The sequence below is a fragment of the Stenotrophomonas muris genome, from assembly GCF_052751275.1.
The window spans coordinates 1,517,567-1,540,015 of sequence record NZ_CP199879.1; the positions used below are offsets into that span (position 1 = coordinate 1,517,567).

Consider the following 22,449-nt stretch of genomic DNA (forward strand, 5'->3'; position numbering starts at 1 on the left):
TGCTGGCAGGGCGGCGCGCACGCCGCCCCACCGTGTGACTTACTGCTTCGGGGTGATGCGGGTGATGCGGTCACCCTTCGGGTCCTCAGCGCCGCGCGACTTGTTCACCGCGAACACGTTGCCCTTGCCATCGGCGCGGACGTGGTTCGGCAGCGTGCCGCCATCAAGATTGGCGACCACCTTGCCGTCGCCATTCACCACGGTGACCGTGCCAGCGCCACGGTTGCTGACATAGGCCAGGCCGGAGGCATCATCGAAGGCGACGTTCAGCGCACCGGCGCCGACCGGCACGTCATGCAGCACCTTGCCGGCAGCCACGTCGACGATCAGCAGGTTGTCGGTGCCCTGCGAGGCGACGTAAAGGCGGTTGCGTGCCGCATCGAAGGCCACGCCCGAGGCACTGATCGAATTGCCCAGATCGATGACCTTCTCGACCTTGCCGCTGGCCACATCGATCACCGCCGCTTCCGGGGTGCCGATGCTGACGGTGAACAGCTTGCCGCCCTTCTCGTCCAGCACCAGGCTCATCGGGGTGAACGTGCCGTCGTCCACGCCGGATTCCAGCGTCACTGCCGGCAGCTCCTTGAAGGTCCTGGCGTCGAACACCGACAGGTGGTCCTCGCCCGTTGCCGAGGCGAACACCTTGCCGCGGGTGCCATCGACCACCACGTCGCGCGCGTGCGGCACAGTGTCGGCCGGGAACTGGTGGACCAGCGACAGGTCCTTCTGCCGGTAGACCGCGATCGAGTTCTGGCGGGTGTTGGTCACCCAGACATTGCCGTTGGTGTCATCCACGCCCACGCCGTAGACCGCGTACACCGCACCATTGGTGCTGCCCGGCACCTGCGCCGGGGTGATCGCCTTGGTCACCTTCAGCGACGTCGGGTCCAGCTTCAGCAGCTGCGACTGGGTCACCGGCGGGCGACCCACCGCCGAGGTCACGAACACTGCGTTGCTGGCGGCACTGTAGGCGGACTGGTACAGGCCCGGCACCAGCTTGCTGGACCGGGTGGCGAACTGCGCCTGGCCGGACAGCGGCAACTGCGGCGACACGCGCAGCTTCAGCACCGTGGCCGCAGCCGGCTGGCTGGCGCGCACCACCACCGGGTGGGTGCCCGGCACCGCGTCGGCCGGAATGCTCAGCTGGGTCTTGAAGTTGCCATCGGCATCGACCACCACCGGCTGTGCGTTGAGCACGCTGTCGCCACGCAGCAGGCTGACCTTCTGGCCCGGCACGAAACCACGGCCGACCACGTCGGCGGTGCTGCCGGGAACCACGTTCTCACCGCGTGAGACGACCTCACCCTTGAAGGTGGCGTTGGCCGGCTGGTCGAACACCGGCTGCGCGGTGGCGGTCACTGCCAGCAGCAGGCCGGCAGCGAGAGAGGTAAGACGGAGAGACGGACGGAACGACATGGCAGGCTCCTTGCACACGTAGGTCGCGCCACGTGGCGCGGGGGTCATCGGTTGCCTGGGCCGCTGCACGTCGGCAGCCTCGCCTGGGTAGTGGAGTCGCACGGCAGCGCGTGCGAAGGGATTCATTCGGCGGCGTTGTCACCGCCATTGGGCGCGCCATCGCCGGCGCTGCGATCGGTCACGCCGTACAGCTCATGCAGCGCCGCATGGAAGGACGCCGGCAGCATCGGGCCGTGGCCAAGGCCGGGGAACTCGCGGTACTGCACGCTCAGGCCCGGCACCTCGCCCAAGCGCTCGGACAGCTGCATCGCCGCATCCGGGGTGGCGCCACCGATGCGGCGCAGGTGCGCGACCACGCGCGGATTGTTCATGTCGCGCTTGCCGCGATCACCGACACGCTCGGCACCGCCCAGCATCAGCCAGAGCCTTGCCGGTTGGCCGTGCACGTTCTGCACGAACTGTTGTTCCGGATCCCCCAGCGCCGCACCCTGGCTCCACCACAGCGACGGGCTGGCGGCCAGATAGGACTGGAAGGCGGCCGGACGCGTGTACAGCGCATTGAGCACGAACAATCCCCCCAGCGAGTGGCCCCACAGCGCTTGCTGCTGCGTATCGATGCGTGCGCGACGCTCGACTTCCGGCTTGATGCGGCGTTCGATCACATCCAGGAAGGCCGCAGCACCACCGCCGACCGCCTGGGTCGTACCGCTCTCATCGTCGGCACGGTCGATCCATGCGGTGTAGTCGCGGGTGCGCGCCTTGGAATCGATGCGCAGGTCGTTGTCGTAGCCGATCAGCACCAGCACCGGTGGCGCCTTGCGCGCGGCCAGCTCGGCCAGTAACGGCTGATCCAGGACCATCGCGACGGCGTTGCCGTCCAGCGCGTAGAGCACCGGGGATGGCGTCTTGCCGGCCTTGGCCGGAATCGCCAGGTTCACCCGCCAGCGGCGTTGCTGGTCGGGACTGTCCACCACGAAATGCTCGAAGCGATAGCTGGCCGCCGGCTCGTCGAGTACGGTGTGGCCGATTTTCTGCAGCGGGTTGCGCTGCTGTGCATGGGCATATGGGGTGGCCAGGAGCAGACCCATCATCAAGGCGACCAGGCCGCGGGCCAGCGGACCACGGCGCGAAGGCGGAACAAAGTGCTTCATCAGCGGCGGCAGAAGCGGCCCAGGGCCGCCGGTTCACAAGGGACCGCAGTCTACCTTAAACGCGAATGATTATCACATCGATCAAACGTCACGCTGTGTATCACGCGCGCGCATGCCCGGGTTGCGCAAGGGGCAGCAATTCCCCTATTTTGCCGCCCATCGGGGCATTGGATCGCCCCGCTTCCAGCGCAGCCATGGATGGCGGGCACTTGCCGCCATCCGGGTCGCGTTCATCTGCACACAACCGCCATGGGATTGGATCCCATGATTGTGAGACTCCCTTGAAGCACACCACCCTGATCGCCCTCTCCCTCGGCCTGCTTGCGCCGCTGGCCGCCCATGCCGCACAGGACCTGCCAACGCTCTACCAGGCCTTTGAAGAAGCCGGTAATTCGTCACTGGGCATGGACCAACTCAACCAGACGGTGACATTCACTGCCGTAGCCCTGAGCGTTTCCAGCAACCTGGCGGGCGAGCCGCTGATCGAGGCCGGCGACGACCAGGGCAATGTCCTGGCCCGACTGACCAGCGACGACGAACAGCAGGCGGCCAAGCTGGGCGCACTGGAAGAAGGCGCGACGTTCACCGCCAGCTGCACGCTGCAGTTCAGTTCCGGCACGGACTACCTGTCCTTCGGCGACTGCACCATCAAGTAAAGACGAAGCCGGCGAAATGCCGGCTTCTTTTCTTTGCCTCTTGTGGAGTCGAGCCATGCCCGACTCGCGAAATGTCACGGCCCCGAAGGCACCGGACCATAAGCATTTTCCTGCGGCGTGCCCGGCAGCAGCGCGAATACGAAGATCACCAGGCCGCCGAACGGAACGAAGGCCAGCAGGTACATCCAGCCCGACTGGTTGCAGTCGTGCAGGCGGCGCACGGTGACGGCGATGACCGGCACGAACGTGGCCAGCCAGAACACGACAAACAGGATGATCGACGCGATGCCCAGGACGTCGGACTGCATCACCAGCCCGGCAACGAGCGGCACCATCAGGACGGCGGAGACGATCAGCATGAACAGCTGGAACATCCAGTACTCACGACGGTTGGCACGCCCCTCGAACTGGGCGTAGCGCTTCAACGGCAGAATCATTTCCTGCACGGCATCAATCCTTGAAAAAGTGGCCGCGCAGTGTGCCAAAGACCGCCGCCGGGAACACTGTGGAGCCGAGCCATGCTCGGCTGCCATTGGCCCTGTAGAGCCGAGCCCATGCTCGGCTGCCGTTGCCGCAGGCGCTGCTGGCCCGGTCCAGAGCGGAGTCGAGCGCGGCTCGACGCTACATAAGCCGGGTCAGCGACCCTTTGCCGCCCTCGCCGCTTCGCGCTCGGCACGCAGCCGGTCCAGCTTTTCCTTCAGCTTGATTTCCAGGCCACGCGGCACCGGGTTGTAGTACACCCGTTCGCCCATCGCATCCGGGAAACCCGTCTGGTCCAGCGCGATGCCACCCTCGGCGTCATGGTCGTACTGGTACTCGGCGCCGTAGCCGAGCTCCTTCATCAGCTTGGTCGGTGCATTGCGCAGGTGCAGCGGCACTTCTTCGGTACCACTCTCGCGCACGTCGGCCTTGGCCTGGTTGAAGGCGGCATAGCCGGCGTTCGACTTGGCGGTGCTGGCCAGGTAGAGCACCAGCTGGGCGAACGCCAGCTCGCCTTCCGGGCTGCCCAGCCGCTCGTAGATGTCCCAGGCTTCCAGCGCCATGCTCTGCGCGCGCGGATCGGCCAGGCCGATATCCTCGATGGCCATGCGGGTCAGCCGGCGCGCCAGGTAGGACGGGTCGCAGCCACCATCGAGCATGCGGGTCAGCCAGTACAGCGCGGCATCCGGGTTGGAGCTGCGTACCGACTTGTGCAGCGCCGAGATCTGGTCGTAGAACTGCTCGCCACCCTTGTCGAAGCGACGGGTACGGTCGGCCAGCACCTGGGCCAGGGTCTGCGGGGTGATGCGTCCCCCCTCCCCGCCCGCCAGTTCCGCGGCGATCTCCAACAGGGTCAGCGCACGGCGCACGTCGCCATCGGCGGCGGTGGCGATTTCCAGCAGCAGTTCGGGGGCGACCTCGATACCCTCTTCGCCCAGGCCGCGCTCGCGATCACCCAGCGCACGTTCCAGCGCCTCGACGATGTCGGTGGGCGAAACGCCTTCCAGGACATGCACGCGGCAACGCGACAGCAATGCGGAATTCAACTCGAACGACGGATTCTCGGTGGTGGCACCGACGAACAGGATGGTGCCGCGCTCGATGTGCGGCAGGAAGGCGTCCTGCTGCGCCTTGTTGAAGCGATGCACCTCATCCACGAACAGCACGGTGCGCCGGCCTTCGGCGAAACGCTGCGCGGCCTCGGCCAACACTTGGCGCACCTCCGGCAGGCCGGAGAGCACGGCGGAGATGGCACGGAATTCTGCGTCGGCGTATTCGGCCAGCAACAGCGCCAGCGTGGTCTTGCCACAGCCTGGCGGCCCCCACAGGATCATTGAATGCACGCGACCGGATTCGACCGCGCGACGCAGCGCGCTGTCCGGCGCCAGCAGGCGCTTCTGCCCAACCATTTCGTCGAGAGTGCGCGGCCGCATGCGCTCGGCCAGCGGGCGCAGGTGTTCCCGATCGACGCTCAGCAGATCGGGACCAGGGAAGGAAGTTGAACGATGTCTTGCCACCCGGTCATTGTACCGCGCCGCCCAACGGTAGCGCCGGGCCGTGCCCGGCGGCGGGACGCGATGTCTGGTAGTGCCGGCCGCTGGCCGGCAGATCCCAAGCGTGCCAACCAACGGTTGACACCCACCAAGGCGGTCCCGGTTGAAACCCACCAGAGCAGAAAGCGCCGGGCCATGCCGGCGATCAGGCCGCACGGGTGGTAGTGCCGGCCGCTGGCCGGCAGATCAATAGCGTGTCAACCAAGGTTGACACCCACCATGACGGTGCCGGTTGACACCCGCCAGAGCAGACAGCACCGAACCCTGCCCGGCAGATCAGGCCACAGGATCGGTAGTGCCGGCCGCTGGCCGGCAGATCAAAAGCGTGTCAACCAAGGTTGACACCCACCAAAGCGCCTCCGCCCACAGGTCAATTACCGATGACGTCGGTGCCCTTCGGCGGGGTGAAGCTGAAGGTACCGGCGGCAAAGCCCGGGTTGCGCTTCCAGCCGCTGAAGCTGATCACGGTGCGCTGGCCAACCGCATCGGTGATTTCCATCTTGGCCAGGCCCTGGGCATTGAAGCCCAGCGCGGCGTACTGGAAGCTGGCTTCGGTCTCGCGCTTCGGCGACAGCGACAGCCACTGCAGGCCGTCGCGCTGCGCAGCCTCTTCACTGACGTCGTACTGCTGTTCCAGCAGCGCTGGGTTGATCAGCGCGGTCAGCGGACTGTTCTGCTCTTCCTTGCCCTGCTCGCGCACGGTGGCCTGCTCCAGGTCCGGTTCGTACATCCAGACCTTCTTGCCGTCGGCCACGATCAACTGCTCGTGCGGGCGCACGTATTCCCAGCGGAACAGGCGCGGCGCCGACAGGGCCACGCGGCCACTGGTCGATTCCTTCACCTTGCCGCGACTGTCGAACACCTGCTGGCTGAACTGGCCATCCAGGCCCTTCAGACCACTGGTGAAGGTCTTCAGGTCATCGCGGGCGCCTGCCCAGGCGCTGCCGGCGGCGGCGCAGGCCACGGCCAGGGTGGTGGTGGCAAGGAAACGACGGAAGCGGAAGTTCATGCGGGAATCCTGTGGGCGCGGGCGCCAGGAAAGGTGGTTGCCAGTGTGCCCGGGGAAAGATGAATGGGCGATCAGGGCGACATTATGCCGCCCTGAACGTCCATCGGCGATTCAGCCGCCCGAGCCCGGCAGCTTGCCGTACAGCACCTGGCCACGGAAGCCACGCCGCACTTCGCGATACAATGCGCGGAATGCGGTGTAGTCCTGCGGCTGGCACAGCGCCTCCGGGCCACGCACCGCGTTCTGCTGCAGGCGATGGCGCACGATCACGTCCTGCCCCTCGCGGCTCCAGTCCACGCGGTACTCGCCAGCGGCGTTGCTGAAACGCTGGTTGGCCGGGATGGCGATGATCGGCGCATTGGCAGGGAACTGCAGGCGATAGGTTTCCTCGCGCAGGCTGGCATTGCAGTAGAACGGCGTCTCGTTGGCCGGCGCAGAAGCGGTGGCGTACAGGCCACGAACCGACTCGCCGCCCGGCGGATCCGGCACGGCCATGCCGCCGGCCACGCTGAAGTCGGCGTAGTCCTCGGCCTGGAAGGCCATGCGATAGCCGAACGGCCGGGTCAGGTCGACCGGCACGCCCTGGATCTGCAGCTGCCCTCGCCCGTCGAAACCGGACGCGGCCATGATCTGCTCCTCGGCGCGCGCACGGTTCTGCGCGTTGAGCTGGGAGAACTGGGCGCGCATGCCGATCTCTGCGTTCTCGCCAAGCTTCGGAATGGTCTCGCCGCGCAGGTTGCCGTTGGCGTCGAAGGTGAAACGCACCTCCATCGAGGTGGCGTTGCGCTGCGGCGTGTTGGCCGGGGTGCGCGCCAACGAGGCGTCGCGGGTACGCATCACCGGTGCGCCCAGGTCACCTTCCGGCAGCTGCCCGAAGCGGGCCCACGCGGTGGTCGAATCCAGGTACAGATCGAACTCGGGGATGTAGGTGATAGCGTGGTTGAAGCGGCCCAGCACCGGAATCTTCGGCAGCGTCGGGCCACCGCCGGCACCGATCAGCACCGGCGAACTGGCGATGCCCTTGGCCGCCAGCAGCGCCTCCAGGATCGTCACATGGTCCTTGCAGTCACCGTAGTGGTTGTCGAGGATGCTCTGCGCGCTGTTCGGCTCCAGGCCGCCATTGCCCAGGTACACCGCCACATAGCGGATGTTCTGCGCCACCCAGCGGTAAAGCGCATCGGCCTGCTCGCGCCGGTCGCTGATGCCAGCGGTGATCTCATCAGCCAGCGCCTGCAGCGCCGGGGTCACGTCGGCCGCCGGGCCGGCCTTGAGCTGGTAGGCGCGTCCCATCTGCGACCAGTCACGATAGGTGCTGGCCATGATGTTCGGGCCGAACTCCCAGCCCGCCGCCGACCAGTTCTGTGCCGGCATGGCTTCGCGCCGCTGGTAGCGCCAGCGCCACTGTGCCTGGCCGTTCTTCACCGTCGGGCGATCGCTGCCCTGCACGCCGCGGCTGTCGACGAACATCGGCAGGTTGGCCGGCGCAGTCAGGGTGACCTCGGCGTCTTCGTACTCGGTGAAGACGTTGAAGGTCTCCCACAGGCCGAAATAGCCCGGGAAGTACGGCGTGGCCTGGGTGCGGCGCACCTGGTAGTACAGGCGCGTGCCCGGGGCCAGGTTCGGGAACACGATCACCCGCACCTTGCGGTCGGCATACATCGCCGCCGAGGCGCTGGAGTAGCTCTCCTGGGTGTAGATGCGATCGGCCGGCACGTCGCGGCGCTGGCCGTCGGCGGTGATGGTGTAGGCGCCAAGCACCTCCAGGGTTTCCATCTTCTCGCTGTAGCTCAGCCGCACCTGGCTGAACTGCTCGACCGAGGCCTTGGTCTTGAGCAGGACTTCGTAGGTTTCGGTCTGCACATTGCCCGCATCCGGCCGCACCTGGTAGTCGGCGCGGTAACGGACAATGCTGAAATTATTGCTGGCTTCCGTATCGCCGCTGGTGGAAGGCGGCGCCGTGGCGGGCGCGGAGGTGGCGGATTCTGCCAGTGCCGGGCCGGCAGCCAGGAAGGCTGCCAGCGCCAGCGCCAGCGCGCTTGGTACGGGGTGAAGCATGCGTCGGTTCCTTGGACGTCGTGGGGGATACGTCGGGCCTTACTTCGGCGGCGGCGGTGCCAGCACCGTGCGGTCGCCGTTGTGCTCGGGCGGGCTGACCACGCCGGCCGCTTCCATGGCCTCGATCAGTCGCGCTGCACGGTTGTAGCCGATCTTCAGCCGGCGCTGCACGCCGGAAATCGAGGCGCGGCGGGTCTCGGTGACCACCCGCAGCGCTTCGTCATACAGCGGGTCGGACTCGTCGCCGGCCGCACTGGTCTCGGGCAGGCCGGTGGCACCGACGACCACGCCGTCGCCCATCGTCTGCACCTCGTCCAGCACCCCGTCGATATAGTCGGCCGGGCCCATCGCCTTGAGGTGCTCGACCACGCGGTGCACTTCGTCATCGGACACGAACGCACCATGCACGCGCTCGGGCAGCGCGGTGCCCGGCGGCAGGTACAGCATGTCGCCGTGGCCCAGCAGGGTCTCCGCGCCGGACTGGTCGAGGATGGTGCGCGAGTCGATCTTGGAGCTGACCTGGAACGCGATACGGGTCGGGATGTTGGCCTTGATCAGGCCGGTGATCACGTCCACCGACGGGCGCTGCGTGGCCAGGATCAGGTGGATGCCGGCCGCACGCGCCTTCTGTGCCAGGCGCGCGATCAGCTCTTCCACCTTCTTGCCGACGATCATCATCATGTCGGCGAATTCGTCGATGAAGATGACGATGAACGGCAGCGTCTCCAATGGACGCGGCGCCTCGCCCAGCTCCGGGTTCGGCTTGAACAGCGGGTCCATCAGCGGCTGGCCGGCATCCTGCGCTTCCTTCACCTTCTTGTTGAAGCCGGCCAGGTTGCGCACGCCCACCGCGCTCATCAGCTTGTAGCGGCGCTCCATCTCGGCCACGCACCAGCGCAGGCCGTTGGCGGCCTCCTTCATGTCGGTGACCACCGGTGCCAGCAGGTGCGGAATGCCCTGGTAGACGCTCAGTTCGAGCATCTTCGGGTCGATCATCAGCATCCGCAGGTCTTTCGGCGAGGCCTTGAACAGCAGGCTCAGCACCATCGCGTTGACCGCCACCGACTTGCCCGAACCGGTGGTACCGGCCACCAGCAGGTGCGGCATGCGCGCCAGATCGGCCACGGTCGAGCGCCCGGCAATGTCCTTGCCCAGCGCCAGGGTCAGCACGCTGGCCGACTTGTCGTATTCCTTCGAGCGCAACAGCTCGGACAGGTAGATCATCTCGCGGGTGACGTTGGGGATTTCCAGGCCGATCACCGACTTGCCCGGAATCACGTCGACCACGCGCACCGACTTCACCGACAGGCCGCGCGCGATGTCCTTGTCCAGCGAACTGATCTGGCTGACCTTGATGCCCGGCGCGGGCTCGATCTCGAAGCGGGTGATGACCGGCCCGGGGTTGGCGCCGACCACCTGGGCGTCGATGCGGAAATCCTTCAGCTTGAACTCGATCTGCCGTGACAGCGCGTCCAGGGTTTCCTTGTCGTAGCCCACCGGCTGCGGCTTGGGGTCGTCCAGCAGGGCCAACGGCGGCAGGTCCGAGCCGTCGCCGTTGACGCCACGGAACATCGGGATCTGCGTGTCGCGCTTGGCCCGATCACTCTTCTCGATCACCGGTTCCGGGCGCGGCTCGATCTTCACCGGCTCGCGCTTGGCGCGGACCTCGGCATCGGCCTTGCGCACCTCCTGGCGCTCCTCGCGCATCACCCGGGTCTGCTGCCACTCGGTGACTTCTTCCTTCTTGCGCGCCAGCAACGGTGCCAGCGACATCACGCCGCGGCCGATCTTTTCCATCACCGTGAACCAGGACAGCCCGGTGGCCAGGGTGATCGAGGCCAGCAGCAACACCAGCACGAACAGGTTCGCGCCCAGCGCACCGAAGCCCACCGTGAGCGAATTGCCAACCAGCTTGCCGAGAATGCCGCCGGCGCTGGAGACATCGCCGCTGAACAGGCGTACATGCAGGAAGCCGGTGCCGGCGATAAGGAATCCGACCAGGCCGACCAGGCGCAGCGCCGGGTCCAGGTCGTTCTCGCCCTTGCTCTCGCGCTTGAGGCCGAACATGGCAATCCACGACAGCGCACCGAGCACCACCGGCAGCAGGAAGGCGATGTAGCCGAACAACTGCAGCAGCACGTCGGCGATCCAGGCGCCCGCGCGACCACCGAGGTTGTGCACCGGCGCGACCACGCTGCCGGTGTGCGACCAGCCCGGATCCGTCGCTGAATAGGTGAAAAGACTCGCCGCCAGATAGAGCAGGGCCGGCGCGATCGCGATCAGGCCCAGGTCGCGCCAGAGGCGCTGGCGGCGTGGATTGTCGGTCGTCGCCGCCGCGGCCGTGCGACGTGACGCCTTGCTGTCGTCCGACTTGGAGCGTTCAGGGACCTGCTTCGCCACCTTAGACCATACCTTTGGAATGCGCTGTTAGTGATTGATAATAAATGAGACGGCGTCAGTTTTCAGTTATGCGACTTCTGACCGGGCCCGGACAGGGGTGAAACCACCGCTGGATGACGGCGTTCTGTTCATCGGCTTGAATCGCCCTGCCCCAGCCGCCACTCTATGACCAGCCACGGATGCTGCGCAAACATCGCCAGCGCCTTGTCCCATCTACCTTTTCGCGAGTCTACATGAGCACCAGCCTGCCCTCCCGCCACCAGCGCCTCGTCATCCTCGGTTCCGGACCGGCCGGCTGGACCGCCGCCGTCTACGCCGCCCGTGCCAACCTGAAGCCGGTCGTCATCACTGGCCTGCAGCAGGGCGGCCAGCTGATGACCACCACCGAGGTGGACAACTGGCCGGGTGACGCCCACGGCCTGATGGGCCCGGACCTGATGGCGCGCATGCAGGCCCACGCCGAGCGCTTCGAGACCGAGGTCATCTTCGACCACATCCACACCGCCGACCTGTCGCAGCGCCCGTTCAAGCTGATCGGCGACAGCCACGAGTACACCTGCGACGCGCTGATCATCGCCACCGGCGCCACCGCCAAGTACCTGGGCATCCCGACCGAAGACGAGTTCAAGGGCCGCGGCGTGTCCGCCTGTGCCACCTGTGACGGCTTCTTCTACCGCGACCAGGACGTGGTCGTGGTCGGCGGCGGCAACACCGCAGTGGAAGAGGCCCTGTACCTGTCCAACATCGCCCGCAAGGTCTACCTGGTCCACCGCCGCGACACCCTGAAGGCGGAGAAGATCATGCAGGACAAGCTGTTCAGGAAGGTGGCCGAAGGCAAGATCGAGACCGTCTGGCACCACCAGGTGGAGGAAGTGCTGGGCAACGACGCCGGCGTGACCGGCGTGCGCGTGAAGTCCACCCTGGACGGCGGCACCCGCGACATCGATGCCCACGGCTTCTTCGTGGCCATCGGCCACCACCCGAACACCACCCTGTTCGACGGCCAGCTGGCGATGAACAACGGCTACCTGGAAATCCGTTCGGGCCTGGGCGGCAACGCTACCCAGACCTCGGTGGAAGGCGTGTTCGCCGCCGGCGACGTGGCCGACCAGCACTACCGCCAGGCGATCACCTCGGCCGGCTTCGGCTGCATGGCCGCTCTGGACGCCGAGCGCTATCTGGACGCGCAGGGCAAGGCCAGCTGAAGCGCTGATTATGCTCTGTAGAGTCGAGCCATGCTCGACTCAGGAGAAAGGCCGACGCGAAAGCGTCGGCCTTTCTCGTTACATCCCTGCGGCAGCCGTATTCTCAGGCAAGCCATTTCGATCAGGGCCGGCCGCATCGGGAACACAACGAACGGTGTGAGGCACGGGCTGCGACTTGACCCCATCCGCATCCAACACATGCGTCTCCCAGCCGAGCGTCCCCACGCTGTCGCGACCGCAGCTGAGTTGCATCCTGCTGGGCTGGTCAGGCGAATCGATGACCACCGTCCGTCCGCTGCAGCTCCACCCTGATGGGCACAGCGTATTGCGGGTGATCAGGCTGATCGGGAATTGCGGATGGCCCGCAAACGCCACGTCCACCTCGCGCGAGTCGCCGGATGGAACGTCGACATCTGCGATCGGCTGCCCGGACAGCGGCTCACACGACTTTCCCGTTGCCCACAGGCGATAGCCCTTCTCCACCCCTTTCATCGACGCCGAGCGGAAGACGGGGTCCTGCAAGGCGGCCACATCGTCAGGATTGGAGTGCTAGGCGGTTTCGATGATCACCGAGGGCATCTTCCCGATGCGGTTCTCGCCGTGCCTGGCCGAGGTCGAACTCTCGCGAATCGGGAAATCCCGATAGCCCGGTTGCGCTCGGATGATTTCACGCATCCCACAGAGAATGCTATCCGCCAGCGCCTTGTCCTGCGGTTTGTCCTGATGATAGTAGACCTCGGTTCCACGCAGACTGGCTGAATCGCTGCCATTGGTGTGCAGGCTCAGCATCACATCCACACCCAGATGGTTTGCGTAGTTGGGGCGAGCCCGTATGTCCTCTTCCTTTTCGCGAGCAGACTCTGGGCTGTTCGGAAACTCATTCCACATGTCGGTGCGTTCGGGGAAAAGCGCCTTGAGGTGGTAGCGGGATGACATGTGCTCCCATGGCTTCCCGGACTCCGGATGGAGTTCCGTGGAGCGGCTGCGTGCCCGGTGCACCGTCAAACCGCTACGTTGTTCGATCAATCCTTGCAGTTCGTCACCAAACAGTGGACTCAGCGTGTCTTCCTGAATGCCGAGAGGCGCTGGGCGCTGAAACTTCCATTCTCTGCTGGGATGCAAGCTGATGTAGCCATGGCTTGCTGACACCAAAGCTGATGTATGCGTCGACTTCTCGTTCGTCTTCGGCGGAACGGCCAGATCCTCGGGGTAGTATTCCTCAAGGGTTTTTCCGTCAAACAGGAAGTCAATATCATTCACATCCAGTCCCGACTTCTCGGCGTAGTACCTCAACGTAGACGCCATCGGAATCAGGAAGAGCTCGTCATAACCGCGATCCGGGCCGGGAAGGTATCCAGGCCCAAAGCTGATCACCATCGATCTTGCCTTCACATCCAGACGGATGCTGACGCTGATTTGTCGCAGCTCACCCCTCTCCTGCAAATGACGCGTCAGCTGGTTCGAAGCTTCACGCTCCAACAGCGCAACCGCCTCCGCGTGAGCACCTGCATCCTCAAGCACTTTCGCCGGCTGATCTCCAGAAGCCAACACGGGCGGCACAAAGATCAGGCCGCACGCGACCGCGGCAGTTGCAAGCTTCAATCCCTTCATTGTTGATTCCTCCATGTGGTGGGACACACGCCGCTCATGCGGCGTCCCGCCACCCTGCCCAGCCGCGCGACGGCGATTCCGCAACACAGCGCACACGGATGGAGAATTCAAATTTTCCTCACCTCCAACCGAAACAAACCAACCCAGCTCCGCCAACACCGTTCGCGATCCACCTGACCTATCCTTGCCAACCATGCCCTCCACCCGCTTCCTCCACTCCCTTCAGTCCATTCCCGCCACCGACTGGGATGCCCTGCACGACGGCCAGAATCCGTTTATCAGCCACGCCTTCCTCTCAGGCCTGGAAGAGCACGGCTGCCTGCGCGAGGACTGGGGCTGGCAACCCCGGCACTTCACGCTGTGGGAGGGCGAGCGCCTGATCGGCGCAATTCCGGGCTACCTGAAGACCAACTCCCACGGCGAATTCGTGTTCGATCACGCCTGGGCCAATGCCTATGCCCGCCATGGCCGCGACTACTACCCGAAGTGGCTGGGCGCGGTGCCGTACTCGCCGGTCACCGGGCCGCGCCTGCTGGCCCGTCACGATTCAGAGCGCACTACGCTGCTGTCGGCGTTGCGCGATGCACTGCCGGCACTGGAGGTGTCATCGGCCCATATCAACTTCCACACCGCAGCGGACGAAGCGCTGTTCGGCGATGACTGGCTGCTGCGCGAGGACGTGCAGTTCCAGTGGCAGAACCCGGGTGACTGGGCGACATTCGACCAGTTCCTCGGCGCGATGAACCACAAGCACCGCAAGAACATCCGCCAGGAACGGGCCAAGGTCGCCCGCCAGGGCATCACCTTCCGCGTGGTGCACGGCGACGACGCCAGCCGCGCCGACCTGCAGGCGATGTACCGCTTCTACCTGCAGACCTTCCTGGAATACGGCAATGCCCCGGCGCTGACCGAGCCCTTCCTGCGCCATCTGGCCATTTCATTGGGACGCGGGCTGGTGCTGTTCCTGGCCGAGCAGGAAGGCCAGCCGATTGCCGGCGCGCTGTGCCTGCGCGGCGGTGACACGCTGTACGGCCGCTACTGGGGCGGCGCCACCCTGCCCGGCCTGCACTTCGAAGCCTGTTACTACCAGGGCATCGAGTACTGCCTGCGCGAAGGCCTGAGTCGTTTCGAACCCGGCGCACAGGGCGAGCACAAGCTGGCGCGCGGCTTCCTGCCTACACTGGTGCGCAGCCGGCACTGGGTAGCCGATCCGGAGTTCGCCGAGGCGTTGCAGGACTGGTGCCGGCAGGAACGGCGCGATGTGCGGCGCTACCAGCAGGAGCTGCAGGGGCATGGGCCGTTCCGCGTAGAGCCGTAGCGGGAAGGCGTGCCAACCAAGGTTGGCACCCACCAGTGCATTGGGCGGGGACAACGTTGGCGTCTGCCAGAGCAATGGCGCGCGCCACGCTCAGGTGCACTGCCAGAAGTGCCCGCTCACCCGGCACGTCGCGCACCAGAACGTATAGAGCATGCCGCCGCTGCCCCACAGCAGGGTGCCCTCACCCGTGGTCGGCAGCGTCGAATCGAGCTGCATCACGAAGGGCATCTCCTCGCCACAGTCGATGCATGCCGGATACCAGGCGCTCTGCACCCAGCTGGGCGCGCCGCCCACACGCGACAGGTTCTGCCGATGGTTGGACTGGCCCCAGTCCTGTTGCTGCCAGCGCGCACCGTCCATGGCGGCCAGACCCACCTCGGCCTGCATCAGATCACCGCTGTCGGTCGGCGTGGCCGGCACCTCCAGACGCTGGCTGGGGTGGCAGCTGGGCAGGCCGGCAGCATCGTGGCGATAGAAACGCACAGGCGGATCTTCCCAACCGCAGCAGTCCAGGCACAGGCCCAGCGTGATCTCACCCGCCGCGCCCGGCTGCAGCGCGGCAGCATCGGTTCGCAGCAGGCGCTGCAGCGGCGCATGGCAGCTGCCACACAGCGCTTCCAGCGGTCCGCCCATGTGGCCGGCGTGCTGCACCTGTCCGCCATTCCAGGTCGGGTGCAGGTGCCAGATGCGCTTGCGCCAGCTTGGCTCGTCGGCCAACTGCGCGCGGTGCTGCTCACGGCCGAAGCGGATGTGCAGCGGCTTCTCGCCGTGCAGGCGACGCGGCCGCGGACCGTTGGCCACGCCAGCCCAGTGCGCCCAGATGTCGGCATCCAGCTGGCCCCAGTCGACGAGGCAGCCCCGGGCAACGGCATAGGTTTCGGGCTGAGCAGCGAGCAGCAGCACGCTCGCGCGCACCATCTCCCGATCGTCCCCGGCCTCGGCCAGCAACTGCGCCCAGTGCGCGGCAATCGCGCCGGGCAAGCCCCGCCAGACCTGCGAGGCCAACTGCACCTCATCCTCATGGGCCACCACCAGCAACGCCTCCCAATCGTCCTGCAGCACCTGCGGCGCCTGGTAGCTGGCGAACTCCATCACGCTGGCCAGCAGTTCACCTCGCTCGCCCTCGCGATAGCGGCGCCAGGCCTCGGCCGCGACTGCTGGCACCGCCTCGTCCGGCAGCAGGTCCAGCGCCATATCGAGGAAGGCCGAGCCCGGCGAGCGACGCGCCATGGCCTGCAGCATCAACTCACCCAGCTGGTGCGGATGCTCGGTGGCCAGCGACAGCAGCATGCCCTGGCTGTCGTTGCGCGTGCGCGGGGTGTCATGCAGGTCGAGGATGGCTGAGATCGGGTCGCTCATTCGCAGGCTCCTTGCCGGTGAAGCGTGATGGTGCCAGACATCATCCATCACCACGGCGAATACAATGGCGGCATGACCCGCCAGCTGCCCTGGCGCCTGGCCGACGCGCCGGACGCCCCCTTCCCGCCGGCCGAGACTGCCCTGCGCCAGCCCGACGGCCTGCTCGCCGTGGGCGGCGACCTGCACCCGGCGCGCCTGCTCAACGCGTATGCGGGCGGCATCTTTCCATGGTTCAGCGAGGGCGAGCCGATCCTGTGGTGGTCGCCCGACCCGCGCATGGTGTTCCGTACCGATGGCGTGCATCTGTCCAGCCGCTTCCGGCGCCAGTTGCGCGGCAGCACATGGGAGGTCACCGCCGACACCGCCTTCAGCCGGGTGATGCGCGCCTGTGCGGCGGCACCGCGGCCCGGCCAGGACGGCACCTGGATCAGCCCCGACATGGTCGAGGCCTACAGCCAGCTGCATGACCTCGGCTTTGCCCACTCCTTCGAGGTCTGGGACCGGCAGACGCTGGTCGGCGGCATCTACGGGGTGGCGATCGGGACGATGTTCTTCGGCGAGAGCATGTTCAGTGGCGCCAGCGGCGGCTCCAAAATCGCCCTGGCCGCGCTGGCATCCACGCTTCACGGCTGGGGCTGGGCGCTGATCGATGCCCAGGTGGAGAATCCGCACTTGCTGCGGATGGGCGCCGAGCACCTGCCGCGCGCGGCGTTCCTGCAGCACGTGCGCCACGCGGTGCGCCATGACGGCCGTGAAGGCCCCTGGACGCAGGCGGTCGGACGCCTGCCGGCACAGCGTTTGGCCGGGGGTTAACACAAACTTTGCAAGCTGGGCCGGTCACGCGTAAAATACTGCGCCTTAGGCCCAGCGTGGCCGTTTTCTGAACCGCACAGGACTACATGTCGAAAGACGATTCCATCGAGTTCGAGGGCACCGTCAGCGAGACGCTGCCGAACACCACTTTCCGCGTTCGCCTGGAAAATGGGCACGAAATCATCGCCCACATTTCCGGCCGCATGCGCAAGAACTACATCCGCATCCTCACCGGTGACCGGGTCAAGGTTGAAATGACCCCGTACGACCTGACCAAGGGTCGTATCACCTACCGCATGAAGTAAGCGGTCGGCGCGTTGCGCCACTGCGACAAGGCCAGCCCTGGTTGCTGGCCTTTTGTCATGCCTGCAATCCGGCCCTGCCGGAGGTCATCGTGACCGAACGCACCGTGGCGTCGGTCAGCCCTGCTTGCGGCAGATTCGCATCTTCATCCGTGGCCGCATCGTGGGGCCCGATCCAGTCCGGATCGCCATTCCCCTGCCCCGCCATGAACATGCTCACGTTGACCGCCCTGCTCGTCGCCGTTGCCGCGTCCGCCAGCGCATCGCCTGTGCGCGCCGCCGAGCCCCCCTCCACGGCCAGTGACTGCATCCAGCTGGGCAGCGACCAGCAGATCGTGCGCGCCGGCGTTTCGCGGAACATCCTGCTGCGCAATGGCCAGGACCACTATGTGGTGCACTTCCAGAACGACTGCTCCACTGCCGGCTACTCGCGGAAACTGAGCTTCATCACCGAAGGCCAGCAGGGCCTGCTGTGCAGCGCCGGCCGCAGCCAGCTGCGCACCGATGCCGACCACTGCCGGGTGGCGCAGATCGAACCGATCGACGAAGCCACCTTCCAGAAGAAGGCCCGCCAGCGCGGCCGTTGATGGCGCATATGACAAGGGCGGCCGAAGCCGCCCTTGTCATGAAGGGCGTCACCGCACAGGCGCAACCAGTGGAAGCACCCGCGGCTGCTCGTGCTGCCGCGCCAGCCAGAGATCGTAGCTGGATTGCAGCCCCATCCAGAAAGCCGCCGTACTGACCCCGGCCATTTCCAAGCGAATGGCCAGATCGGGGCTGATGCCCGCCTTCCCGTTCAACACCCGCGACAATGCCACCCGCGACATTGCCAAGCGCTCGGCCGCTTCGGTCACCGAGAGATCCATCGGATCGAAAACCATTGCCTTGATCGTCTGCCCTGGGTGTGGATGATGATGAATCATGCGCGGCCTCAGTGATAGTCCAGGTAGTCCAGCAGCTCCACGTCGCCACCGGTGAAACGGAAGGTGATCCGCCAGTTCCCATTGACCCACACAGACCAATGCCCCTTCAGGTCGCCGCGCAGCTTGTGGAGGCGCAATCCAGGCGTGGCGAGATCCTCGGGACCTGACGCCACATCCAGGATCGACAGGATCATCAGCACTCTGCTGGTGTGACTGTGCCGGACCCCGCTACTGCTACCGGAACGGTAGAGCCGCTCGAGGCCCTTGTGGCGAAAACCGATGATACATCACTGTATCCCGTATCGTTGCGCGATACACATGAAGCAATGCCCCATCGCGCTCACGGAACAGCATTGATGCCTCCGTACCTCTCAGCAAGGCCGCAGGCGACAGGCCCAAAACAACCAAGGGCGGCCGAAGCCGCCCTTGTCATTTCAGGTCCGCCGGGCCAGGCCCGGCGTCAGCTCACTCCACCGTGACCGGCAGCAGGCGCTCCGGCTCGGCCTGGGTCTCGACGACCAGCTCGTCGTCGCGGACATCGATGTTCACCTTGCCGCCGTTGACCAGTTTGCCGAACAGCAGCTCGTCGGCCAGAGGACGCTTGATCTTGTCCTGGATCACGCGGGCCATCGGGCGCGCACCCATCAGCGGGTCGAAGCCGTGGTGGGCCAGCCAGTCGCGCGCGGTCGGCGTGGCCGACAGGCTGACGTGCTTGTCCTGCAGCAGCATCTCCAGCTCGATCAGGAACTTGTCGACCACGCGCAGGATGTGCTCGAAGCCCAGCGCCTGGAACTGCACCACCGCATCGAGTCGGTTGCGGAATTCCGGGGTGAAGCTGCGGCGGATGGTCTCCATCGCGTCGGTGGCATGGTCCTGCTTGGTGAAGCCGATCGAGCGCCGCGAGGCCTGCGCCGCGCCGGCATTGGTGGTCATCACCAGCACCACGTTCTTGAAGTTGGCCTCACGCCCGTTGGTATCGGTCAGCACGCCGCGGTCCATCACCTGCAACAGGATGTTGAAGATGTCCGGGTGCGCCTTTTCGATTTCGTCCAGCAGCAGCACGCAGTGCGGCGTCTTGACGATCTTTTCGGTCAGCAGGCCGCCCTGGTCGAAGCCGACATAGCCCGGAGGGGCACCGATCAGGCGGCTGATCGAATGCGGCTCCATGTACTCGGACATGTCGAAGCGGACCAGCTCGATGCCCAGCTGCAGCGCCAGCTGCTTGGTCACCTCGGTCTTGCCAACACCGGTCGGGCCGGCGAACAGGAAGTTGCCGATCGGCTTTTCCGGATTGCCCAGGCCCGAGCGGGCCAGCTTGATCGCCGAGGACAGCGTCTCGATGGCCGGGTCCTGGCCGAAGATCACCATCTTCAGGTTGCGCTCCAGGTGCTGCAGCACATCCTTGTCGGTGGCACTGACCTGCTTGGTCGGGATGCGCGCCATCTTGGCCACGATCGCCTCCACTTCCTCGACGTCGATCAGCTCCTTGCGCTGGCCTTCCGGCAGCAGCCGCTGGCGGGCACCGGCCTCGTCGATCACGTCGATGGCCTTGTCCGGAAGCAGGCGGTCGCCGATGTGCTTCACCGACAGATCCACCGCCGCCTGCAGCGCTTCGTCCGAATAGGTCACGCCGTGGTGCAGCTCGTACTTGGACTTCAGGCCCTGCAGGATCTCGTAGGTCTCGCCCACGGTCGGCTCGACGATGTCGATCTTCTGGAAGCGGCGGGCCAGCGCCCGGTCCTTCTCGAAGATGCCGCGGTACTCCTGGAAGGTGGTCGAGCCGATGCAGCGCAGCTCGCCGGAGGCCAGCGCCGGCTTGATCAGGTTGGACGCATCCATGGTGCCGCCCGAGGCCGAACCGGCACCGATGATGGTATGGATCTCGTCGATGAACAGCACCGCATTGGGGACCTTCTTCAGTGCGGTCAGCACGCTCTTCAGGCGCTTCTCGAAGTCGCCGCGGTACTTGGTGCCGGCCACCAGCGCGCCCAGGTCGAGCGAGTAGATCACCGCGTCGGCCAGCACGTCGGGCACCGAGCCCTCGACGATGCGGCGGGCCAGGCCCTCGGCAATCGCGGTCTTGCCCACGCCGGCCTCGCCCACGTACAGCGGGTTGTTCTTGCGGCGGCGGCACAGGACCTGGATGGTGCGCTCGATCTCGTCGGCACGGCCGACCAGCGGATCGATGCGGCCGGACCGCGCCTGTTCGTTGAGGTTGCTGGCGAACTCGGTCAGGGCATCACCCTTCGGCTCGCCCTCCCCGCCTTCGATGCGGCCTTCGCCCTCGGAGGAGGAGGACGGCTGCTCTCCTTCCTCGCCCAGCTTGGCGATGCCGTGGGACAGGTAATTGACCACGTCCAGACGGGTCACGTCCTGCTGGTTGAGGTAATAGACGGCATGGGAGTCCTTTTCGCCGAAGATGGCGACCAGCACGTTGGCGCCGGTGACCTCCTTCTTGCCCGAGGACTGCACGTGGTACACGGCCCGCTGCAGCACGCGCTGGAAGCCCAGGGTCGGCTGGGTATCACGGCCGTCATCTTCGGCCAGGCGGGACACGGAAGCCTCGATGGCCTGCTCCAGCTCCTGGCGCAGGCGTTCGGCGTCGGCACCACAGGCCTTCAGTACGGCCTGGGCGGACGGGTTGTCGAGCAGTGCCAACAGCAGGTGTTCGACCGTCATGAATTCATGCCGGGCCTCACGGGCGCGCTTGTAGCACTGGCCGATGGTGTGTTCGAGGTCTTTGCTGAACATGGATTACTCCGGCGGCAGATGGGGACAATATGCGGCCTGACTACGCGATTTCCATCACCCTAGCGGATTGCTGCGTTCAGATGGCGTTAGCAGTGCAGATCGCTTGATCTTCATTCACTCCAGGACAGCCCACCCAGCATGAGCGAACCCTACCTGAGCCGCTGGCGATTGCGGCGTGATGGCGCGGCCATCGAGACGCCCCACGCCCAGCTCTGGCCGGTGCTGACCGCCGACGGCGAACCGGCGATGCTGAAGGTCAGCAGCGAAACCGAGGAGCAGAACGGCCATCGCCTGCTGCGCTGGTGGGACGGCGATGGTGCCGCCCGCCTGCTGGCCCACGAGGGGCCGGCGATCCTGATCGAGCGTGCAGACGGCGATTCGCTGCGGCAACGTTCGATCGAGGGCGACGATGATGCCTGTACCACGATCCTGTGCCAGGTCCTGCGGCAGCTGCACCGGCCACGGAGCGCGCCGCCAGCGGAACTGGTCTGCCTGCGTACATGGTTCGCCGACCTGCTGCAGCCAAGGGCCGCGCTGCCGCCACTGCTGGAACAGTGCAGATCACTGGCGGAGCGGGTGTTGCAGGAAGAACGTGAGATCCGGCCGCTGCACGGCGACCTGCACCACGACAACGTGCTGGATTTCGGCGCGCGTGGCTGGCTGGCGATCGACCCGAAGCGGCTGCTGGGCGACCGCGCGTTCGACTACACGACGATGTTCAGCAACCCGGACCTCTGTGGCCCGGGCATCCATGTGGCCACCCGGCCCGAGCGGTTTGCCGCCCGGCTGCAACAGGTAAGCGCACTGGCCGGCCTGGAACGCACGCGCCTGCTGCGCTGGATCGCGGCCAGCACTGCGCTGTCGGCGGTGTGGTTCCGGGACGATGGCGACCCCGCCGACATCGACGAGGCGGTGGCGCGGATGGCGCTGGAGGCGTTGGCGGAGGCGTGACCTCCGCGCGTGGTGGGCGCACTCCATCCGGGATCATTGCGCCGGGACGAAAAGCAGCCGAGCATGGGCTCGGCTCTACAGGCTTCTGCCTTGGTAGGTGCCCACCTTGGTGGGCACGCCGTGTTCGGAGTCGATGTGCCCGGACGAGAATCGGCAGCCGGTCAGGCCTTTTCCATCGTGCACAGCAGCGGGTGCTGGTTCATCCGCGAATACTCGTTGACCTGGGCAACCTTGGTCTCGGCGACCTCGCGGGTGAACACGCCGCAGACCCCGCGGCCGCGGGTATGGACGTGCAGCATCACCTGCGTGGCCTTGTCCAGGTCCATGCTGAAGAACTGCTGCAGTACATCCACCACGAAATCCATCGGGGTGTAGTCGTCGTTGAGCAGCATCACCTGGTAGAACGGCGGCGGCGCCACTTCCGGGCGCGCGGGCTCCACGGCAACGCCGTGCTCGTGATGGGAATCGGGGGAGGACTCATGGGGCATCCATCCAT

The 22,449-nt window shown here is 66.1% G+C and carries 22 protein-coding genes; 7 read left to right on the top strand and 15 right to left on the bottom strand.

What is annotated here, in order from left to right; genetic code table 11:
- Nucleotides 1-39: 39 nt before the first annotated feature.
- Nucleotides 40-1,416, bottom strand: coding sequence for a YncE family protein (locus ACUVWL_RS06875; RefSeq protein ID WP_241886796.1), 1,377 nt, complete (start codon nucleotides 1,414-1,416; stop codon nucleotides 40-42).
- A gap of 122 nt (nucleotides 1,417-1,538) precedes the next feature.
- Complete coding sequence (locus ACUVWL_RS06880; protein ID WP_445978969.1) at nucleotides 1,539-2,567, bottom strand: alpha/beta hydrolase; 1,029 nt, start codon at nucleotides 2,565-2,567, stop codon at nucleotides 1,539-1,541.
- 281 nt (nucleotides 2,568-2,848) lie between these two features.
- Here ACUVWL_RS06880 and ACUVWL_RS06885 point away from each other — a divergent pair, with 281 nt between their 5' ends.
- A complete protein-coding gene (locus ACUVWL_RS06885) occupies nucleotides 2,849-3,223 on the top strand; it encodes a hypothetical protein (RefSeq protein ID WP_014647092.1) in 375 nt (124 codons plus the stop codon).
- Between the two features lie 74 nt (nucleotides 3,224-3,297).
- Here the strand turns inward: ACUVWL_RS06885 and ACUVWL_RS06890 are convergent, their stop codons facing one another.
- From ACUVWL_RS06890 to ACUVWL_RS06910, 5 genes are all read right to left on the bottom strand, one after another.
- Nucleotides 3,298-3,669 carry a DUF805 domain-containing protein gene (locus ACUVWL_RS06890; RefSeq protein WP_014647091.1) on the bottom strand — a complete coding sequence of 124 codons (372 nt, stop codon included), beginning with the start codon at nucleotides 3,667-3,669 and terminating at the stop codon, nucleotides 3,298-3,300.
- Between the two features lie 189 nt (nucleotides 3,670-3,858).
- Nucleotides 3,859-5,136 (bottom strand): replication-associated recombination protein A, encoded by a 1,278-nt coding sequence (locus ACUVWL_RS06895; RefSeq protein WP_329767776.1) that lies wholly within the window; start codon nucleotides 5,134-5,136, stop codon nucleotides 3,859-3,861.
- A 490-nt stretch (nucleotides 5,137-5,626) separates the two neighbouring features.
- Entirely contained in the window at nucleotides 5,627-6,265 is a 639-nt protein-coding gene (gene lolA, locus ACUVWL_RS06900; RefSeq protein WP_005413289.1) for an outer membrane lipoprotein chaperone LolA, read from the bottom strand.
- A 111-nt stretch (nucleotides 6,266-6,376) separates the two neighbouring features.
- Nucleotides 6,377-8,320, bottom strand: coding sequence for a DUF3857 domain-containing protein (locus tag ACUVWL_RS06905; RefSeq protein WP_445978970.1), 1,944 nt, complete (start codon nucleotides 8,318-8,320; stop codon nucleotides 6,377-6,379).
- Nucleotides 8,321-8,359: 39 nt separating this feature from the next.
- Nucleotides 8,360-10,720, bottom strand: a complete 2,361-nt coding sequence (locus ACUVWL_RS06910; RefSeq protein ID WP_014647088.1) for a DNA translocase FtsK — start codon at nucleotides 10,718-10,720, stop codon at nucleotides 8,360-8,362.
- Nucleotides 10,721-10,953: 233 nt separating this feature from the next.
- Here ACUVWL_RS06910 and trxB point away from each other — a divergent pair, with 233 nt between their 5' ends.
- Nucleotides 10,954-11,925 carry a thioredoxin-disulfide reductase gene (gene trxB, locus ACUVWL_RS06915; protein WP_014647087.1) on the top strand — a complete coding sequence of 324 codons (972 nt, stop codon included), beginning with the start codon at nucleotides 10,954-10,956 and terminating at the stop codon, nucleotides 11,923-11,925.
- Between the two features lie 78 nt (nucleotides 11,926-12,003).
- Here trxB and ACUVWL_RS06920 read toward each other — a convergent pair whose 3' ends face one another.
- Both ACUVWL_RS06920 and ACUVWL_RS06925 read right to left on the bottom strand, forming a co-directional pair.
- The gene (locus tag ACUVWL_RS06920; RefSeq protein ID WP_445978971.1) at nucleotides 12,004-12,447 is read right to left on the bottom strand and encodes a hypothetical protein; all 444 of its coding nucleotides are present in this window, start codon (nucleotides 12,445-12,447) and stop codon (nucleotides 12,004-12,006) included.
- Between the two features lie 27 nt (nucleotides 12,448-12,474).
- Entirely contained in the window at nucleotides 12,475-13,536 is a 1,062-nt protein-coding gene (locus ACUVWL_RS06925; protein WP_445978972.1) for an N-acetylmuramoyl-L-alanine amidase, read from the bottom strand.
- Between the two features lie 193 nt (nucleotides 13,537-13,729).
- On the opposite strand from ACUVWL_RS06925, the gene ACUVWL_RS06930 reads away from it, so the two are divergent.
- Entirely contained in the window at nucleotides 13,730-14,854 is a 1,125-nt protein-coding gene (locus ACUVWL_RS06930) for a GNAT family N-acetyltransferase (RefSeq protein WP_445978973.1), read from the top strand.
- 90 nt (nucleotides 14,855-14,944) lie between these two features.
- Here ACUVWL_RS06930 and ACUVWL_RS06935 read toward each other — a convergent pair whose 3' ends face one another.
- Nucleotides 14,945-16,213, bottom strand: coding sequence for a hypothetical protein (locus ACUVWL_RS06935; protein ID WP_445978974.1), 1,269 nt, complete (start codon nucleotides 16,211-16,213; stop codon nucleotides 14,945-14,947).
- A gap of 72 nt (nucleotides 16,214-16,285) precedes the next feature.
- Between ACUVWL_RS06935 and aat the strand changes: the two genes are divergently transcribed.
- Together aat and infA are read left to right on the top strand one after the other, a co-directional pair.
- Nucleotides 16,286-17,026 (top strand): leucyl/phenylalanyl-tRNA--protein transferase, encoded by a 741-nt coding sequence (aat, locus tag ACUVWL_RS06940; RefSeq protein ID WP_014647084.1) that lies wholly within the window; start codon nucleotides 16,286-16,288, stop codon nucleotides 17,024-17,026.
- A gap of 86 nt (nucleotides 17,027-17,112) precedes the next feature.
- Nucleotides 17,113-17,331, top strand: coding sequence for a translation initiation factor IF-1 (infA, locus tag ACUVWL_RS06945; RefSeq protein ID WP_005409596.1), 219 nt, complete (start codon nucleotides 17,113-17,115; stop codon nucleotides 17,329-17,331).
- A gap of 55 nt (nucleotides 17,332-17,386) precedes the next feature.
- Here infA and ACUVWL_RS06950 read toward each other — a convergent pair whose 3' ends face one another.
- The gene (locus tag ACUVWL_RS06950; protein WP_160314155.1) at nucleotides 17,387-17,548 is read right to left on the bottom strand and encodes a hypothetical protein; all 162 of its coding nucleotides are present in this window, start codon (nucleotides 17,546-17,548) and stop codon (nucleotides 17,387-17,389) included.
- Between ACUVWL_RS06950 and ACUVWL_RS06955 the strand changes: the two genes are divergently transcribed.
- Nucleotides 17,541-17,915 (top strand): hypothetical protein, encoded by a 375-nt coding sequence (locus tag ACUVWL_RS06955; RefSeq protein WP_229767389.1) that lies wholly within the window; start codon nucleotides 17,541-17,543, stop codon nucleotides 17,913-17,915. The genes ACUVWL_RS06950 and ACUVWL_RS06955 overlap by 8 nt on opposite strands.
- 48 nt (nucleotides 17,916-17,963) lie before the next feature.
- On the opposite strand, the gene ACUVWL_RS06960 is transcribed toward ACUVWL_RS06955, so the two are convergent.
- The 3 genes from ACUVWL_RS06960 to clpA all read right to left on the bottom strand — a co-directional run bounded on the left by ACUVWL_RS06960 (nucleotide 17,964) and on the right by clpA (nucleotide 21,002).
- The gene (locus ACUVWL_RS06960; RefSeq protein ID WP_241883843.1) at nucleotides 17,964-18,251 is read right to left on the bottom strand and encodes a HigA family addiction module antitoxin; all 288 of its coding nucleotides are present in this window, start codon (nucleotides 18,249-18,251) and stop codon (nucleotides 17,964-17,966) included.
- 8 nt (nucleotides 18,252-18,259) lie between these two features.
- Nucleotides 18,260-18,535: a type II toxin-antitoxin system RelE/ParE family toxin gene (locus ACUVWL_RS06965; protein WP_346601105.1), complete on the bottom strand. Its 276-nt coding sequence runs from the start codon at nucleotides 18,533-18,535 to the stop codon at nucleotides 18,260-18,262.
- 181 nt (nucleotides 18,536-18,716) lie between these two features.
- Complete coding sequence (gene clpA / locus ACUVWL_RS06970; protein ID WP_032961881.1) at nucleotides 18,717-21,002, bottom strand: ATP-dependent Clp protease ATP-binding subunit ClpA; 2,286 nt, start codon at nucleotides 21,000-21,002, stop codon at nucleotides 18,717-18,719.
- A gap of 138 nt (nucleotides 21,003-21,140) precedes the next feature.
- Here clpA and ACUVWL_RS06975 point away from each other — a divergent pair, with 138 nt between their 5' ends.
- Complete coding sequence (locus ACUVWL_RS06975; RefSeq protein ID WP_445978975.1) at nucleotides 21,141-21,953, top strand: APH(6) family putative aminoglycoside O-phosphotransferase; 813 nt, start codon at nucleotides 21,141-21,143, stop codon at nucleotides 21,951-21,953.
- A gap of 161 nt (nucleotides 21,954-22,114) precedes the next feature.
- Here the strand turns inward: ACUVWL_RS06975 and clpS are convergent, their stop codons facing one another.
- Complete coding sequence (gene clpS / locus ACUVWL_RS06980; protein WP_006444529.1) at nucleotides 22,115-22,441, bottom strand: ATP-dependent Clp protease adapter ClpS; 327 nt, start codon at nucleotides 22,439-22,441, stop codon at nucleotides 22,115-22,117.
- Nucleotides 22,442-22,449 lie beyond the last annotated feature (8 nt).

What these genes read in the sequence shown, in the direction of transcription:
- ACUVWL_RS06955 (WP_229767389.1), top strand. Translation starts at nt 17,541, where the DNA reads ATGCTCACGTTGACCGCCCTGCTCGTCGCCGTTGCCGCGTCCGCCAGC.
- trxB (WP_014647087.1), top strand. Translation starts at nt 10,954, where the DNA reads ATGAGCACCAGCCTGCCCTCCCGCCACCAGCGCCTCGTCATCCTCGGT.
- clpS (WP_006444529.1), bottom strand. Translation starts at nt 22,441, where the DNA reads ATGCCCCATGAGTCCTCCCCCGATTCCCATCACGAGCACGGCGTTGCC.
- clpA (WP_032961881.1), bottom strand. Translation starts at nt 21,002, where the DNA reads ATGTTCAGCAAAGACCTCGAACACACCATCGGCCAGTGCTACAAGCGC.
- lolA (WP_005413289.1), bottom strand. Translation starts at nt 6,265, where the DNA reads ATGAACTTCCGCTTCCGTCGTTTCCTTGCCACCACCACCCTGGCCGTG.
- ACUVWL_RS06880 (WP_445978969.1), bottom strand. Translation starts at nt 2,567, where the DNA reads ATGAAGCACTTTGTTCCGCCTTCGCGCCGTGGTCCGCTGGCCCGCGGC.
- aat (WP_014647084.1), top strand. Translation starts at nt 16,286, where the DNA reads ATGACCCGCCAGCTGCCCTGGCGCCTGGCCGACGCGCCGGACGCCCCC.
- ACUVWL_RS06895 (WP_329767776.1), bottom strand. Translation starts at nt 5,136, where the DNA reads ATGCGGCCGCGCACTCTCGACGAAATGGTTGGGCAGAAGCGCCTGCTG.
- ACUVWL_RS06905 (WP_445978970.1), bottom strand. Translation starts at nt 8,320, where the DNA reads ATGCTTCACCCCGTACCAAGCGCGCTGGCGCTGGCGCTGGCAGCCTTC.
- ACUVWL_RS06875 (WP_241886796.1), bottom strand. Translation starts at nt 1,416, where the DNA reads ATGTCGTTCCGTCCGTCTCTCCGTCTTACCTCTCTCGCTGCCGGCCTG.
- ACUVWL_RS06960 (WP_241883843.1), bottom strand. Translation starts at nt 18,251, where the DNA reads ATGATTCATCATCATCCACACCCAGGGCAGACGATCAAGGCAATGGTT.
- infA (WP_005409596.1), top strand. Translation starts at nt 17,113, where the DNA reads ATGTCGAAAGACGATTCCATCGAGTTCGAGGGCACCGTCAGCGAGACG.
- ACUVWL_RS06975 (WP_445978975.1), top strand. Translation starts at nt 21,141, where the DNA reads ATGAGCGAACCCTACCTGAGCCGCTGGCGATTGCGGCGTGATGGCGCG.
- ACUVWL_RS06930 (WP_445978973.1), top strand. Translation starts at nt 13,730, where the DNA reads ATGCCCTCCACCCGCTTCCTCCACTCCCTTCAGTCCATTCCCGCCACC.
- ACUVWL_RS06925 (WP_445978972.1), bottom strand. Translation starts at nt 13,536, where the DNA reads ATGAAGGGATTGAAGCTTGCAACTGCCGCGGTCGCGTGCGGCCTGATC.
- ACUVWL_RS06935 (WP_445978974.1), bottom strand. Translation starts at nt 16,213, where the DNA reads ATGAGCGACCCGATCTCAGCCATCCTCGACCTGCATGACACCCCGCGC.